The following is a 14,621-nucleotide window of genomic DNA, read 5'->3' on the forward strand; positions in this document are numbered from 1 at the left end:
CATCGTTGATTGTCTTTTTTATATATAATAGCGCCTCAAACTTTCGCTTTTGAGGTTAAATTTTTGTAACTTCGCATGCGTAACAAGCCAGTTTATTGGGCTTGCTTACTAGTTTTATTGAAACCAAATTCATATGGCTGAAGAAACAGAAAACGACAACAATCTTGTTCCGGCAAACGACCGGATTATCCCAATTAACATCGAGGATCAGATGAAGTCTGCTTACATTGACTATTCCATGTCTGTCATTGTATCAAGAGCGCTCCCTGATGCACGTGATGGCATGAAGCCAGTACACAGACGTGTTCTTTATGGAATGCTGGACTTAGGGGTTACCAGTGGCAAGCCTTACAAAAAGTCTGCCCGTATCGTTGGTGACGTATTAGGTAAGTATCACCCCCATGGTGATTCATCCGTTTATGACACCATGGTTCGTATGGCTCAAGATTGGAGTTTACGCTATCCGTTGGTAGACGGCCAAGGTAACTACGGTTCTATTGACGGTGATCCACCTGCGGCTATGCGTTATACCGAAGCAAGATTAAAGAAAATTGCTGAAGAAATGCTATCCGATATCAACAAAGATACTGTTGATTTTCAAAATAACTTTGATGACTCTTTACAAGAGCCAACTGTTCTCCCTACTCGTATTCCCAATTTGCTCGTCAATGGGGCATCTGGTATTGCAGTCGGTATGGCTACGAATATGGCGCCACATAACCTTACTGAGATTATCGATGGTACTGTAGCGTTCATTGAGAATCGTGATATCGAGATAGCCGAATTGATGCAACATATCAAAGGCCCTGATTTCCCTACAGGTGCACTTATCTATGGTTATGCGGGTGTTCAAGATGCCTGTAATACAGGACGGGGCCGGATTGTCATGCGGGCAAAAGCAGAGATAGAAACAACTAAATCTGGACGTGAACAGATTATCGTAACCGAAATTCCCTATCAGGTGAACAAGGCCAATATGATCGAGCGTACGGCCGAATTGGTTAACGAAAAGAAATTAGAAGGTATATCAGCCATCCGTGATGAATCTGATCGGACAGGTATGCGCATTGTGTACGATATCAAACGTGATGCGAACGCGAACGTTGTTTTAAACAACCTGTATAAATACACTGCGCTACAGACCTCTTTCTCAGTTAATAACATCGCTTTAGTTAAAGGAAGGCCTGTACTCATGAATCTGAAAGATATGATTCATGAATTTGTGGAGCATAGACATGATGTCATCGTCAGACGTACACGCTATGAATTGGCTGAAGCAGAAAAACGTGCGCACATCCTAGAGGGATATTTGATTGCGCTGGATCATTTGGACGAGGTAATCAAATTAATTCGTAACTCCGAAACACCTGAAGATGCTCGTGTTGGATTAATGGAAAAATTTGGTCTTTCTGATCTTCAGGCCCGTGCAATTCTTGATATGACTTTACGTCGTCTTACTGGACTGGAACGGGATAAGATCAAAGAAGAATATGCTGAATTGATGAAAACGATCGACTATTTAAAGTCAGTTTTAGAAGATGAAGATCTTCGTATGAAGATTATCAGAGATGAGTTGATTGAGATCAAAGAAAAATATGGAGACGAACGTCGATCACAGATTGTACACTCTGCTGAAGATATGCGTATGGAAGATTTTATTGATGACGAAGAAATCGTGATTACAATCTCCCACAATAGTTACGTCAAACGCACTCCACTATCTGAATACAAGCGTCAGGGCCGCGGCGGTCGCGGATCGATCGGTACAAATACACGTGAAGAGGATTTTACCGAGCATATTATTACAGCATCTGCACATAATTATATGCTCCTATTTACCGAGGCTGGTCGTTGTTTCTGGCTGAGAGCTTTTGAAATTCCGGAAGGGAGCCGCACCTCGAGAGGTCGAGCACTGCAAAATATCATCAATGTTCCAAAAGAGGAGAAAATAAAGGCGTTTATATTAGTGAAGAATTTGAAAGACCAAGAATATCTGGAAAACAACTTCATCATCATGTGTACCAAGAAAGGTACCATCAAAAAGACATCTTTAGAAGCGTATTCTCGCCCACGCGCTAACGGTATCAACGCCATTAATATCAATGAAGGAGACCAGTTGATCGAAGCTTGCTTAACTACTGGAAGCAGTGAAATCGTTATGGCACTTCGTTCTGGTAGAGCCATTCGTTTTAACGAGTCTACTGTCCGACCAATGGGAAGAACTGCGACTGGGGTACGTGGTATCACATTATCAACTGAAAGTGATGAAGTGATTGGCATGATTAGTGTGAATGATTCCGAGACAACGGTACTGGTCGTTTCAGAAAAAGGATATGGAAAACGTACAGACATCGAAGATTATCGGGTGACCAATCGTGGTGGTAAAGGCGTAAAAACGATCAACGTTACTGATAAAACGGGCGAACTCGTTGCCATAAAAGGCGTAACAGACGCGGAAGATTTAATGATTATCAATAAATCTGGCATCGTTATCCGTATTGCAGTTGAGGGATTAAGGGTAATGGGTAGAGCTACACAGGGTGTAAGGCTTATTAATTTAAAAGATAACGATGAGATCGCCTCTATTACAAAAGTCGATCGTGAAGAAGAACTAGAAGAGTCTGGATTGACCGAAGAGTTAACCGAAAACGACGATTCTACTTCGGAAGAGAATAAGGAATCAAACTCCGAAGAAAGCACGGAATCAAACGAAGAATAATTGACTGATGAAAAACTTACTGATATCATTTTTAATATCTGCAAGTAGTTTAACTGTTGTTGCCCAATCCAATTTGAAAGAGGGCAGCAACAGTTTTGCTTTATATACCAAAACCGGCGAGTTCAAAAATCTTGAAAACGCACGGAAATTTGCAGACGCGGCTTTTCAATCAAAGAAAGATTCTGCTTCTGTCAACAATAATCTTTTAAGAGCATTGGTGTATAGTTCCTTGGCGGTTGCAGACTCAACAAGGAAACAACAATATAAGACGGATCCTATTGATATATCCATCAAATCGCTTAAGCTTCTGGATCAAAAAAAAGCACGCCGAAATTTTCCTGCTGAAATGGATTATGTTCGTCAAAATTTAGCCGGGGCCATCTCCTATCAGGCAGGCATTGCTTTAAAGGATGGTAAATTTGATAAAGCTTATAAGGCATATCTTCGAATAGATTCTCTTGGATTCAAAAATAATGATCTTAAATATAATCTCGCCGTACTTTCGGGTAAGAATAAAGATTATATGAACTCAATCAAATATTATAATGAGCTTATTAAGAGTGAGCAACCTAAGCCCAATTACTATCTTGAATTGGCACATATTTATTCTCTGGGAGGTACTAAACAGGATGTTTTAAACGTTCTTGAAAAAGGACATGTTGCATTTCCTGAAAATAAGCAGATACTTTTTAGGTTGATTGATGTCTACTCCGCTAATCATTCTTATGATGCAATACTGAATGTTATCGCTGACGCTATCCGTTTGGAGCCAGAAAATGTGGAATTGAACTATATCGCTGGCTATTCCTACGAAAATGCCAATGACATCAAAAAGGCCAAGGAATATTATAACAACGTATTGCGATTGGATCCGAATAATTACGAGTCTAATCTTGCCTTAGGGCTTATCAATCTGGAAACTTTATTAAAGGAACCTACGAATCAGGATATACAAGAATTAACTATTGAATACCTGTTGAAAGCGAATGAAATCAAACCTTATGATGTCAATGCGCTCAAAGCCTTGGCGAAATATTATACGCTTATTGACGATGCATCGCAATTAGACAGGGTGAATTTATTATTGAATCAATTAACAGTTAAATAGATATGAATTTAAAATCTCTATTATTATTAGCCGCAATGGGTACTGTATGTACCTCAGTTTCTTTTGCGCAAACCGGTAATATAAAAAAGGCGAAAACTGGCCTGGCAAAATTTCAAGAATTGAAAGATGCTGGTACGGTGCAGTTGGGTTTGCCCAACCTGAAATCTGCAAAGGAAGCTATTGATGCTGCTGTAGTCAACGAAAAAACGAAAGATAACGCCGAGGCGTGGACAGTGTATGCGTTAGTAAATGCTAATCTTTCGACAATTGATAAATCTGCTGAATTGGCTAAATTGGCTGAAGACGGAATTACTAAAGCAAAACAATTGGATACAGATGGTACTAATAAAGCCAATATTACGGTTGCAGAACAAATTTTAGGACAATATAACTTCAATTTAGGTGCTGAAGAATATCAAGCTCAAAAATATGCTGATTCGTATAGCTCTTTTACAAAAGCATTGACTTATCTTCCTGGCGATACGTTAGTAACCTACTACAGTGGAGTTGCGGCATTATCGAACAAAGATTATAAAAATGCAATTGAACGCTACAAAGAATTGATTCCAAGAAAAGATTTCTCTTCGCATAAGACAATTATGGTAGACTTACCTAAATTATATCTAAGTATGCAAGATACTACATCTGCGTTGGAATATGCAAAAAAAGCAGCTGAAGCTTATCCTGATGACAACGCAGCCATGACCCAGAATATTGAGTTGAATTTAATTACAGGTCATGAAAAGGAAACAATTGATGCTATTACAGCGCAATTAGCGAAAGATCCTAACAATAAAAGCTTAAATTATTACCTAGGCATCGCGCAATCGTCTGCAAAAAATGATGAGGCTGCAGTTGCAGCATACAAGAAGGCATTAGAAATCGATCCAAACTTTTTTGAGGCAAATACTAATTTAGCGATCACGTTGATGAATAAAACACGTGAGAAATTAAATGTTGTTAATAATAATAGAAAGTTAACACAAGCACAGTATGACGCTGAATTAAATAAGATTAAAGCCGAATTAAAGCCAGTGCTTCCTTATTTAGAAAAAGCAGTTTCTTTACAGCCTAAAAATGTAGATGCATTAACGAATTTGAAGAATTATTATATCTTTATGCAGGATGAAGCTAAAACTGCCGAAATCAATGCTAAGATCAAAGAAGTAGAATAAAAAGCAAACATTCATAAAAAAACCGCATCCTAGCATGCGGTTTTTTTATGAATATTATTTGTGCTAACCTATAATGGCAATTAACTCAATTTGAAATAATAAAGTACATTGCCCTCCCCTTCCAGATACCAACTCCTCCTTTCCATAAGCCAAATTTGGCGGAAGGCATACCTCCCAAATAGATCCTACTGGCATCATTGAAATTGCTTCTTGCCACCCCTCTATCAGCTCATTGATATAGAACGTTTCGGGACGCTTGCGTTTATAGGAACTATCAAATACAGTACCGTCTAGAAGTTCACCCTTGTAATGACAAATAACCTTTGCAGACTTTTTAGGTATTTGCCCGCCGCCTGTTGTCAACACCCTATAGTGCAGACCAGAGGGGCATACAATGACACCTTCCTGCTGTGCATGCTTTTCCAAAAATATCTTTCCCTCCTCAATATTTCTCTCTGCCAGTCCCGTGGAATTTAACCTGTTTTTCTTTTTCTGAACCAAAACTTGATTGATTAAAATTCAATATTACCACCTATTCTTTATACGCCCAAAATAACATCTTTTTGTTCTCTTTACGAAGAAAGAATACGTTTTTGTTCATGATAGAAAATCGGTTATAAAAGCTCAGCATTTAACGTTTTTTCAAAAGTAAATGCCCTACTTACAGGGCAGTTTTCTTTAGCCTTCTGCGCTATTGTTTGAAAAGTAGATTCGTCTATTGAAGGAACTTTCGCTTTCAACTCCAGTTCAGACCGTACAATGGATCCATTTTCCATAACAATAGTCGATACAGTGGTCAACTCATCAGGAACAAAACCTTCCTCAGAAAGATAGGCGCTCAATTGCATAGTAAAGCATCCTGCATGCGCTGCAGCCAATAACTCTTCAGGATTTGTTCCGACACCATTTTCAAACCGTGTTGAATAGGAATACTGTGTTTGATCTAAAACTGTACTATCGGTAGTCAGACTACCTTTTCCTTCTTTAAGATTGCCATTCCATTGGGCTGTTGCTTTTCTTCTCATGTTTTCTACAATAAATATTTAAACTAATGCTATAACATAAATTTACCTTGTCGGCTATTCTAGCCTTTCAGGTACCTTTATAGAACAAATGGCTGTTGAAAAAGTTGTGTTCCATTTCACAAATTCATGTCGCATTCCCTCCAATTGATACGTTAACTATCGTATTAAAACTAAACTCATGAACAAACTATACTTTATTTTTATCGTTGTACCTATGCTCTTCTCCTGCAAAACCCGTCAACTTGATCAACAGGTTTTAATACGAGACTGTCCCGAAGAAAAAATAATCAACAAAATACCTGGCCCTCCAGTAAAAGGCGAGGCCGAAAAAATGTACTACATCTATCAGGGTAAACGAGTTTCCCCGAAGCAATTTGATCAGCAATGGCTCGAAAAGAATTGTGATGTTAAGGAGACAGTTGTTTATTGATTTAATTTCAAATAATAAGCTTAAAGACGTATTTTTGCCTAAAATTTTTAAGATGACAGTTTCTCTTCGGGAGGTCAATCAAAAGATTTTAGGCTATGTTTCTTTAACCTTCCTCGGTTATTTCACCATCGGCCTATCACTTGCTACCCTACCCATTTTTATTCACCAGACTTTGGGATTTAACACAATTGTCGCCGGACTGGTCATTAGCATTCAATACATTGCTACTTTTTTACTTCGGGGTTATGCCGGAAAAATAGTTGATACGAAGGGACCGAAAGTTTCTGTTTTGCTGAGTATGCTATTTTTTGGCATGTCTGGTATACTGCTTCTGCTTGTTTTCCTATTTAAATCACAGCCCTTTATCAGTTTAGGTCTGTTGCTAATCACCAGATTACTGACTGGAATTGCTGAGGGTATGGTTGGTGCCAGCCCCATAAATTGGGCACTTATGGAACTCGGTGATGAGTTTGCGGCTAAAGCGATCTCGTTCAATGGCATAGCGAGTTATGGCGCATTGGCCATTGGTGCTCCCTTAGGTGTCCTGATGGTAGATCATATCAGTTACGAAGCTTTAGGCGTGCTAACAATTGTTGTGGGTCTATTTGGCTATGTATACTGTCGCTCAAAAACACCTTACCGGGTTGTTCGAAAAAGGACGGAAACGGTTAGCTTCAAACGGATATTACTTTTAGTAGCTCCGTTTGGAATCTGTCTTGCTCTGGGTGGACTTGGCTTCGGAAGTATCTCGACTTTCATGACACTCTATTATGAGCATTTCGACTGGCAAAATGGAGCTTCCTGTTTAACGGTATTTGGAGTCTTCTTTATCTTGACCAGACTTGTATTCAATAAAGTTATTGATCAATATGGTGGTTTAAAAGTCGCGTTGCTGAGTCTTTTTGTTGAATCATTAGGATTATTACTAATTGCTACAGTGATAAACCCCATTTGGACTTTATTAGGGGCAGCATTGACCGGTCTTGGTTTTTCACTAGTCTTTCCTGCGCTTGGTGTTGAAGCGATTAAAAGAGTCGACCAAAGCCAACAGGGGTCGGCATTAGCAGCCTATGGCCTATTTATTGATATTTCTTTGGGAATTACAGGACCTCTGATCGGTCTTGTGGCAAACAATATAGGCATGGACGCTATCTATCCTTTTAGTTCGATCATGGTTGCTATAGGTTTTGCGGTGGTTGGAAACCTCATCTATACGAAAAGAAAAGCACTTGCTTAGCGGTAGCACGAGCGCATAAAAGTAGTTTATGAAATCTGTATTTCATAAAAAAGCGGCTGAATTTTCACTTATCAGCCGCTTTTTTTATGCGAATTCGCAGATTTTAGCTTTCGATGCTGGGCACTCCAACAACTTCATTTGTATCCGCGTTGTAATCGATACCGTCGAAATTGAAACCGAACAAATTGAAAAACTCATTGCGATAGCCTTCAATATCCGAAATCTCTGCTAAATTTTCAGTGGTTGCTTTTTCCCATAATGCTGCAACTTCTGCCTGAACATCCGGACGCATCTCCAAATCGTCAACACGAATACGGCCTTTTTCATCGAGGGAAACTTTTCCGTCAGCTGTATATAGGCGCTCAGCGAATAAACGTTGCATTTGCTCAATTGTGCCCTCGTGGATACCTTTTTCTTTCATCACTTTATACAAAAGAGAAATATACAAAGGAACAACGGGAATAGCCGAGCTTGATTGCGTAACCAAGGCCTTGTTAACCGATACATAAGAAACCCCATGAATATCACTCAAAATAGCGTTTATTTCAGGTACTGTTCCTTCTAAATCATCTTTAGCACGGCCAATAGTACCATTACGATAAATCGGATAAGTAAGTTCAGGTCCTATATAAGAGTAGGCGACAGTTTTCGCACCCTCAGCCAATACGCCTGCAGCTTTAAGATCTTCAATCCAAAACTTCCAGTCTTCTCCACCCATTACTGCTACTGTATTGGCAATATCTTCTTCATTTTCGACAGGTTGAATAGTAATATCTGAAATTACGCCTGTATGAAAATCTACAGTCTTATTGGTAAAAGGCTCTTGTATTGGTTTCAAAACAGAAGCATGCGCGACACCAGTTTTCGGGTGAGTACGGCGTGGTGAAGCCAAACTGTAAACCACTAAATCAACCTGTCCTAAATCTTGTTTAATAAGTTCAATAGTTTGCTTTTTCACTTCATCAGAAAAAGCATCACCATTAATGCTTTTGGCATATAATCCAGCCTCATGCGCCTCTTTCTCAAAAGCTGCAGAATTGTACCATCCGGCAGTACCTGGTTTGCCTTCGGCTGCAGGCTTTTCGAAAAATACGCCGATCGTAGCAGCTCCAGAACCAAATGCTGCCGAAATCCGAGATGCAATACCGAATCCGGTTGAAGCGCCGATTACCAATACTTTTTTTGGACCATTCGCGATTTCACCTTTGGATTTTACGTATTCAATTTGATTTTTAATGTTTTGCGCAGCCCCTTGTGGATGCGAGGTTAAACAAATAAAACCTCTAGTTCTTGGTTGTATAATCATCTTGATTAATTTTCTTACTACTTGCTTTATTGAATAGGCAAAATAAGGAATTTTAAATGAGAAAATCGTGATAAAAATCAATTACTTTTTGTTTCATTTTCAATTAAAGAGGCATTTGCTTACTTTCACAAATTGAAGTATAGATCCTTTTCACTTTAATTATGCTTTTCCAATTTACGCTAAAAAAGAATAAAAATAACGCCATCCTGCTAGGAACTTTAGCAGCGCTTTTCTTTGCCACTACTTTTGTTCTCAATCGCATTATGGCAGTGTCTGGCGGAGGCTGGCAATGGACGGCCTCCTTACGATTTATTTGGATGTTACCCATATTGTTCATTATCGTCGCTATAAGGGGAAATCTCAGCAGCTTACTGAAAGAAATAAAATCAAATTTAGTACAATGGTTGCTTTGGAGTACGATTGGTTTCGGTTTGTTTTATGCAACCCTAACCTTTGGTGCCAATTATGGCCCCTCCTGGCTTGTAGCGAGTACCTTCGAGTTTACTATCATTGCAGGTATGTTCATTGGTCCGTTAATCGAGAAGAAGGGATACCGAAACGGGATATCAAAAGCTTCCCTCCTATTTTCTATTATTATTTTTATCGGCATCCTCCTAATGCAAATTGCAGAAGCTCAATCCACTTCGCTAAATATCATGCTGTTAGGAACAATTCCAGTATTAGTTGGTGCAGTCGCCTACCCTTTAGGCAACCGTAAGATGATGAAAATATCAGGGAATAGACTTGATGCTTTTCAGCGTACGTTAGGCATGACAATCTGTAGCATGCCTTTTTGGATTGCGCTTAGTCTATTTGGCTATTTGGAAAATGGATTACCAACAGATAGTCAGCTTTTGCAAACCTTCCTTGTGGCGCTATGTTCGGGTGTGATAGCGACACTTTTATTTTTTACAGCGACCGATCTTGTCCATCACGACCATAAGGCACTTGCTGCCGTAGAAGCCACACAGGCGATGGAAGTTATTTTTACTTTGATTGGCGAAGTCCTTCTTTTACATGCAGCGCTTCCAAATGGCTTTTCCTCGATTGGGATCGTCCTGGTGGTTATGGGGATGATCCTACATAGCCGATCGGCCTGACCTTAGTTTTTATCGTTCGTCAGCCTGTAATGTCTTACTTATTTTACTCAGATTCAAACTATTGGCCATCGCAGAAAAAATAGCGTGATATGTGCCTTTATGCGCATAAAGATCCTCATGTTTGCCCTTTTCGGCGACGCGACCGTTTTCCATTACAACAATTGCATTGGAATCAATGATCTGAGAGATACTATGAGAGACAATGATTACTGTACGATCCTTCTTTATGGCGTCTAGGCTATTCTTGATCTGCTCGGTAGCAATAGCATCCAAATTAGCCGTTGGTTCGTCCAAAAAGATAATCGGAGGATTTTTTAGGAACAGCCGTGCGATGGCTATACGTTGCTGTTGACCACCGGATAAAGATTGCGCATCTGAATCATAACCTTTTGGAAGCTCCATGATCTGTTGATGAATATAGGCTTTCTTAGCGGCTTCCATTATCTCATCTTTGGAGCTCCCAATTTTTCCATATTCAATATTCTCCAAAATCGTTCCTTTAAAAATGTGATTTTTTTGCAATACCATTCCGATTTGTTGACGTAGATAGGTGGTATCATATTTCGATAAATCCACGCCATCTAAGAAAATCTGTCCTTCAGCAGGTTCGTAAAATTTATCCAATAAATTGATAATCGTACTCTTCCCGGCTCCACTTAAACCGACCAAAGCTGTTATTTCATTCGGTTTGATATCGAAACTGACATCTTTCAAAGCAACGGTACCGTTTGGATACTCAAAAAACACATTCCTAAGTTCCAAATGCCCTTTGATCTGCACAGGGATATAATCACCTTTAGATTCAATCTGCTCATCGGACTCTAGGATCTCAAAAAAAGACTCCGAATAGATCAATGCATCATTGACCTCGTCGTAAATACGATGAAGTTGTCGTATTGGCGCAGAAACATTGTTAAACAACATAATATGAAACATGATTGCCCCAATGGTGATCTGCCCCGAAAGTACTAAATACGATGTTAAAACAATAATAATAACGACTGCAATCTGTTCGACAAAATTCTTAATGCTATCGTATAGAAAACTGGTTTTCCGAGTTGCCATTTGATTTTCAGTCATCTCGTATTGGATCGTCTCATGCCGCTTGGCCTCTTCTGGTTCGCGAACGAATGATTTGATCACTAGTATGGAATCGATCAAACTAATAATCCGATTATTTTTGGATTCCCGATACTTCCGCATTTGCCGTCTAAATCCGGTCAGCTTTGAGGCCTGGGTTTGCCCAATGTACAGGTATAAGGGAATAACAGCAACCCCAATCAAACCTACATATACGTTCGCGTAAAACATACAGATAAGCGCAATAATTGCATTTGCAAATAAAGGTAAGATATCAATAAAAAAATTCTGTACCAACCGCGTCAATGAACTGATCCCCGCGTCTATCCGAGTGGCCAATTTCCCGCTTTCGTTATCTGAAGATGTGTAAAATGCTAATTTATACGTCAAGATCCGATCGACAATAGATTGAGAAAAATCCCTTGCAATATAAATACGAAGTTTCTCACCATAAAATTTCTGACCAAACTGTACGATCGCGTAGATGATCTCTTTAGCCAGCAGAATGATACTGATCATTCCAACGATATACATGCCCTTGGAAAGAGGCTCTTTCGCGACCATCAAATCGTTCATGCGATCGACGGTATAGCGCAAGATAAAAGCATTGATTTGCGCTGCAAAAGATCCCACGATAGTCAAAAGTAAGGTGTAAAAAATCAATCGCCGGTAAGGTTTGGCAAATGGTACAATTTTTTTAAGCAATTGGGATATAGTCATCGAACTTTGATTTATTACGAAGAAAACAAAAGATCTTTGGGCATTGTTTAAATCTAATCATAAAAACCATTTTAGGGCTTCAAAAGGTAACATATACCAAGAAAAAAAAGCTGTGTTAAAAGCCTATCTCATCAATTTGATGAAAATAACTTTTTAAGTTTTAGCAGACATAAAAAAAGACCAAATTCTAGCTGATTTTGGTCTTTCTTTGGGAATTAATCCGTTAAAGCTGTGGCACTAAGTCAATTCTGATTTCTACTCGCAATTTTGTGTACAATATAGTCTTTTTTCTATAATATTGATATGTTATATCTTAGCCAAAGATCCGATTCAAGACTTTAGCCAAGCGTAAGCCACCTTTCAACATACATTGTTCCATCACATCTTTATTTTGATAAACATACGAATAGGATAAATTGGCATTATTTGCTACGTCAGCATAAATTTTTTCCGCTAATTGGTTGGATTCATAGAGCCAATTTGAAAGTTCTCCAGCCGCCAATTGTTTGTTTCGCTCTTTACTATTTACATCGAGCACTGTTGCGTACTCTGTATAGCTATATTTTTCGTTATCCACTAAATCACTATCCCACACACGGTGGATATTCGATTTTTTACCGAACCAGCTTACTTCAATCTTATTCCCCCCCTGATCTTCAGCACGGCTTACATGCATGGGTTGATGCGCATCCCCTAAGATATGGATCAAAAAATAAAGATTTTGCTTCTGTTGATCCATAGCGATAGTCTTATCAGCAAAAGATTGTTCGATACGGATAGCGGTCTTATACAAATTTTCATCGGCAGAATTTTCAAGCCCCAACTGAAACTCTGCCCAAGGTAAATTGGAATTTAAGTTGATAAAATGTGAATTGCCTAATTTTTTAAATTCGGGATTAGGATCCGACTTAATGAAGTCACCCCAATTGGCCCAATAGGCGAGCTTTTGCTGACCAATAATTTTTTCGATATTCTTTTTCGCTTTTTTAGTCAAATGACGTTCTGCAATTTCAGCAACCACACGGTGTCCGATCGTTCCCCATGCAAATACCGATGAAAGCTGAAAACATAACGTCATCGCGAGTAAACCCTTAATAATATTTCTCATTGAATAGTTGTTTTAAATGATGCTGTTTTTCCGTCTCAAATCAACTTCCAGCGTAATTTAGCCGGTTTTAGACATGTTGATTTGATTTTGTATCAAACCCATCTTTGTATAGTTAAATTAAAATTATTTAAATAAATCAAACGAATATTTTGCTGACGACCAAAATTCATCCAGCGCAATCATTCGGGGCTTAAAAAATGAAATAAGTTCGGCCCAATCCGCCTCTCTAAAAATACTATGCCCTTGCATAATGGTATAAATCTGACAAATTGGCTTTCCATATTCATCTCTTCCATCCATCTCCCAAATCCACTCTTCGCCAAGCAGATCATGCAGTAAAGCTCTAAACTGAAGAAACTGCTCAGCCATCAACGCCCTGATACCTGCATCCGGCTGCGACCATTGTATCGCGATTTTCGCTTCACTTTTATCAGCATCCATTTTAAAATACAAATGCTTTACACCTGTTTTGTAATTAATCCAATTTGCTTTTTCTCCATCCGCAGATAAATGTAATGCCATAAACTGACCAAACTTCGTCCAGAACGAATGTTTTAATTGTTTTATCTCTTCCCTTGAATACACCAATACAATTTTTAAGTCAACAAAATTAATAAAATAGCCTGGCTTCTCTAAACCTTATTGGTATTAAAATTGTTGTTTTATTAACAAATAATTTCGAAAAAAAATGAATATGGATAAGAAAAAATCACTCCTGCTTTTGGCCACGGTAGCACTAGGAACAGTAGCATACAATGCTCTTAAACCTGTCATTTCGCGGCCGGATGTTGTCGATCCATTCGATTTGGATAAATATCTCGGAAAGTGGTATGAAATAGCAAGGCTTGACTTTCGTTGGGAAACTGGCTTAAGTAAGGTCTCCGCCGAATATAGTATGAATAAAAATGGTACGATCCGCGTAAATAATCAGGGGTATAGCGAAGAGAAAGGACGATGGAGACAATCTATTGGAAAAGCCAAATTTGTTAACAGTCCGAATGAAGGAGCACTTAAGGTGTCGTTCTTTGGCCCATTTTATAGTGGCTATAACGTTGTCAAAATAACATCGGATTACAAATATGCGCTTATCTTTGGAGAAAATCTCGACTATATGTGGATTTTAGGCAGGGATTTAGATATTCCAGCTAAAATTAGAAATGAGTTTCTAACCTATGCTCTTCAATGTGGCTATAAGACAGGTGATCTTGTATGGACAAAACATTAATTGAAAATCGGAGTGAGCAACTGGTAGTTTAATGTTGCGTCTTGTGCAATCACGTCCGCAATTTCTTGAAGGTCTTTATCGCTTATGACATTTCTGATACCTGCGTTATAAAGAGTAGCCAAAAACAACGCTGCCTCATGCTTTTCACTTATTGTCAGAATAGAACTCCCGACGTAGAAATTTAATGCCGATACCGCATATTCACCAAACAGATTGAATCCAAAATCTCCGCCTGTCTGTATGCAATAACGCATCATTTTTTCAAAATCAGAACGCAATGTTTCTTTGGTATCCGTGCTCATACTTTCACTTTTAGAAATTTTTGCTTACCCACTCTAAGCCTTTATGTGACTTTGGCAAAGGTGCAAAAAATATCCCAAACAATACA

14 protein-coding genes are annotated in these 14,621 nt (G+C 38.8%); 7 read left to right on the top strand and 7 right to left on the bottom strand.

The annotated features are described in order from the left end of the window. Window positions 1-133: 133 nt before the first annotated feature. Genes gyrA through VXM68_RS17195 form a run of 3 tightly spaced genes read left to right on the top strand, consistent with a single transcriptional unit; the run spans window position 134 to window position 5,002 of the window. Window positions 134-2,719: a DNA gyrase subunit A gene (gyrA, locus tag VXM68_RS17185; RefSeq protein ID WP_367209486.1), complete on the top strand. Its 2,586-nt coding sequence runs from the start codon at window positions 134-136 to the stop codon at window positions 2,717-2,719. Between the two features lie 7 nt (window positions 2,720-2,726). After that, window positions 2,727-3,827 (top strand): lipopolysaccharide assembly protein LapB, encoded by a 1,101-nt coding sequence (locus VXM68_RS17190; RefSeq protein ID WP_294184946.1) that lies wholly within the window; start codon window positions 2,727-2,729, stop codon window positions 3,825-3,827. Between the two features lie 2 nt (window positions 3,828-3,829). After that, the gene (locus tag VXM68_RS17195) at window positions 3,830-5,002 is read left to right on the top strand and encodes a tetratricopeptide repeat protein (RefSeq protein WP_307186212.1); all 1,173 of its coding nucleotides are present in this window, start codon (window positions 3,830-3,832) and stop codon (window positions 5,000-5,002) included. 63 nt (window positions 5,003-5,065) lie between these two features. Here VXM68_RS17195 and VXM68_RS17200 read toward each other — a convergent pair whose 3' ends face one another. Together VXM68_RS17200 and VXM68_RS17205 are read right to left on the bottom strand one after the other, a co-directional pair. Next, the gene (locus VXM68_RS17200) at window positions 5,066-5,503 is read right to left on the bottom strand and encodes an FKBP-type peptidyl-prolyl cis-trans isomerase (protein ID WP_367209487.1); all 438 of its coding nucleotides are present in this window, start codon (window positions 5,501-5,503) and stop codon (window positions 5,066-5,068) included. Between the two features lie 113 nt (window positions 5,504-5,616). Beyond that, window positions 5,617-6,027 (bottom strand): OsmC family protein, encoded by a 411-nt coding sequence (locus VXM68_RS17205; RefSeq protein ID WP_294184939.1) that lies wholly within the window; start codon window positions 6,025-6,027, stop codon window positions 5,617-5,619. Between the two features lie 178 nt (window positions 6,028-6,205). Between VXM68_RS17205 and VXM68_RS17210 the strand changes: the two genes are divergently transcribed. Next, window positions 6,206-6,457: a hypothetical protein gene (locus tag VXM68_RS17210; protein ID WP_312363519.1), complete on the top strand. Its 252-nt coding sequence runs from the start codon at window positions 6,206-6,208 to the stop codon at window positions 6,455-6,457. Window positions 6,458-6,509: 52 nt separating this feature from the next. Then, the gene (locus tag VXM68_RS17215; RefSeq protein WP_367209488.1) at window positions 6,510-7,694 is read left to right on the top strand and encodes an MFS transporter; all 1,185 of its coding nucleotides are present in this window, start codon (window positions 6,510-6,512) and stop codon (window positions 7,692-7,694) included. 103 nt (window positions 7,695-7,797) lie between these two features. On the opposite strand, the gene fabV is transcribed toward VXM68_RS17215, so the two are convergent. Further along, on the bottom strand, window positions 7,798-9,000 hold the full coding sequence (gene fabV, locus VXM68_RS17220) for an enoyl-ACP reductase FabV (RefSeq protein WP_367209489.1): 1,203 nt from the start codon (window positions 8,998-9,000) through the stop codon (window positions 7,798-7,800). Between the two features lie 161 nt (window positions 9,001-9,161). Here fabV and VXM68_RS17225 point away from each other — a divergent pair, with 161 nt between their 5' ends. Beyond that, entirely contained in the window at window positions 9,162-10,100 is a 939-nt protein-coding gene (locus tag VXM68_RS17225; protein ID WP_367209490.1) for a multidrug resistance efflux transporter family protein, read from the top strand. A 9-nt stretch (window positions 10,101-10,109) separates the two neighbouring features. On the opposite strand, the gene VXM68_RS17230 is transcribed toward VXM68_RS17225, so the two are convergent. From VXM68_RS17230 to VXM68_RS17240, 3 genes are all read right to left on the bottom strand, one after another. Then, the gene (locus VXM68_RS17230; protein ID WP_367209491.1) at window positions 10,110-11,900 is read right to left on the bottom strand and encodes an ABC transporter ATP-binding protein; all 1,791 of its coding nucleotides are present in this window, start codon (window positions 11,898-11,900) and stop codon (window positions 10,110-10,112) included. A 313-nt stretch (window positions 11,901-12,213) separates the two neighbouring features. Then, window positions 12,214-13,008, bottom strand: coding sequence for a S1/P1 nuclease (locus tag VXM68_RS17235; RefSeq protein WP_294184929.1), 795 nt, complete (start codon window positions 13,006-13,008; stop codon window positions 12,214-12,216). A 123-nt stretch (window positions 13,009-13,131) separates the two neighbouring features. Continuing rightward, window positions 13,132-13,593, bottom strand: coding sequence for a DUF4268 domain-containing protein (locus tag VXM68_RS17240; protein ID WP_293957661.1), 462 nt, complete (start codon window positions 13,591-13,593; stop codon window positions 13,132-13,134). A 109-nt stretch (window positions 13,594-13,702) separates the two neighbouring features. On the opposite strand from VXM68_RS17240, the gene VXM68_RS17245 reads away from it, so the two are divergent. Beyond that, window positions 13,703-14,233: a lipocalin family protein gene (locus VXM68_RS17245; protein WP_294184925.1), complete on the top strand. Its 531-nt coding sequence runs from the start codon at window positions 13,703-13,705 to the stop codon at window positions 14,231-14,233. On the opposite strand, the gene VXM68_RS17250 is transcribed toward VXM68_RS17245, so the two are convergent. Beyond that, entirely contained in the window at window positions 14,230-14,535 is a 306-nt protein-coding gene (locus VXM68_RS17250) for a hypothetical protein (protein WP_293957663.1), read from the bottom strand. The two genes, VXM68_RS17245 and VXM68_RS17250, sit on opposite strands and share 4 nt — an antisense overlap. Between the last annotated feature and the right edge of the window lie 86 nt (window positions 14,536-14,621).

Source organism: Sphingobacterium sp. R2 (assembly GCF_040760075.1).
Classification (GTDB): Bacteria; Bacteroidota; Bacteroidia; order Sphingobacteriales; family Sphingobacteriaceae; genus Sphingobacterium.

What these genes read in the sequence shown, in the direction of transcription:
- VXM68_RS17195 (WP_307186212.1), top strand. Translation starts at nt 3,830, where the DNA reads ATGAATTTAAAATCTCTATTATTATTAGCCGCAATGGGTACTGTATGT.
- gyrA (WP_367209486.1), top strand. Translation starts at nt 134, where the DNA reads ATGGCTGAAGAAACAGAAAACGACAACAATCTTGTTCCGGCAAACGAC.
- VXM68_RS17210 (WP_312363519.1), top strand. Translation starts at nt 6,206, where the DNA reads ATGAACAAACTATACTTTATTTTTATCGTTGTACCTATGCTCTTCTCC.
- VXM68_RS17215 (WP_367209488.1), top strand. Translation starts at nt 6,510, where the DNA reads ATGACAGTTTCTCTTCGGGAGGTCAATCAAAAGATTTTAGGCTATGTT.
- VXM68_RS17235 (WP_294184929.1), bottom strand. Translation starts at nt 13,008, where the DNA reads ATGAGAAATATTATTAAGGGTTTACTCGCGATGACGTTATGTTTTCAG.
- fabV (WP_367209489.1), bottom strand. Translation starts at nt 9,000, where the DNA reads ATGATTATACAACCAAGAACTAGAGGTTTTATTTGTTTAACCTCGCAT.
- VXM68_RS17250 (WP_293957663.1), bottom strand. Translation starts at nt 14,535, where the DNA reads ATGAGCACGGATACCAAAGAAACATTGCGTTCTGATTTTGAAAAAATG.
- VXM68_RS17205 (WP_294184939.1), bottom strand. Translation starts at nt 6,027, where the DNA reads ATGAGAAGAAAAGCAACAGCCCAATGGAATGGCAATCTTAAAGAAGGA.
- VXM68_RS17230 (WP_367209491.1), bottom strand. Translation starts at nt 11,900, where the DNA reads ATGACTATATCCCAATTGCTTAAAAAAATTGTACCATTTGCCAAACCT.
- VXM68_RS17225 (WP_367209490.1), top strand. Translation starts at nt 9,162, where the DNA reads ATGCTTTTCCAATTTACGCTAAAAAAGAATAAAAATAACGCCATCCTG.
- VXM68_RS17190 (WP_294184946.1), top strand. Translation starts at nt 2,727, where the DNA reads ATGAAAAACTTACTGATATCATTTTTAATATCTGCAAGTAGTTTAACT.
- VXM68_RS17245 (WP_294184925.1), top strand. Translation starts at nt 13,703, where the DNA reads ATGGATAAGAAAAAATCACTCCTGCTTTTGGCCACGGTAGCACTAGGA.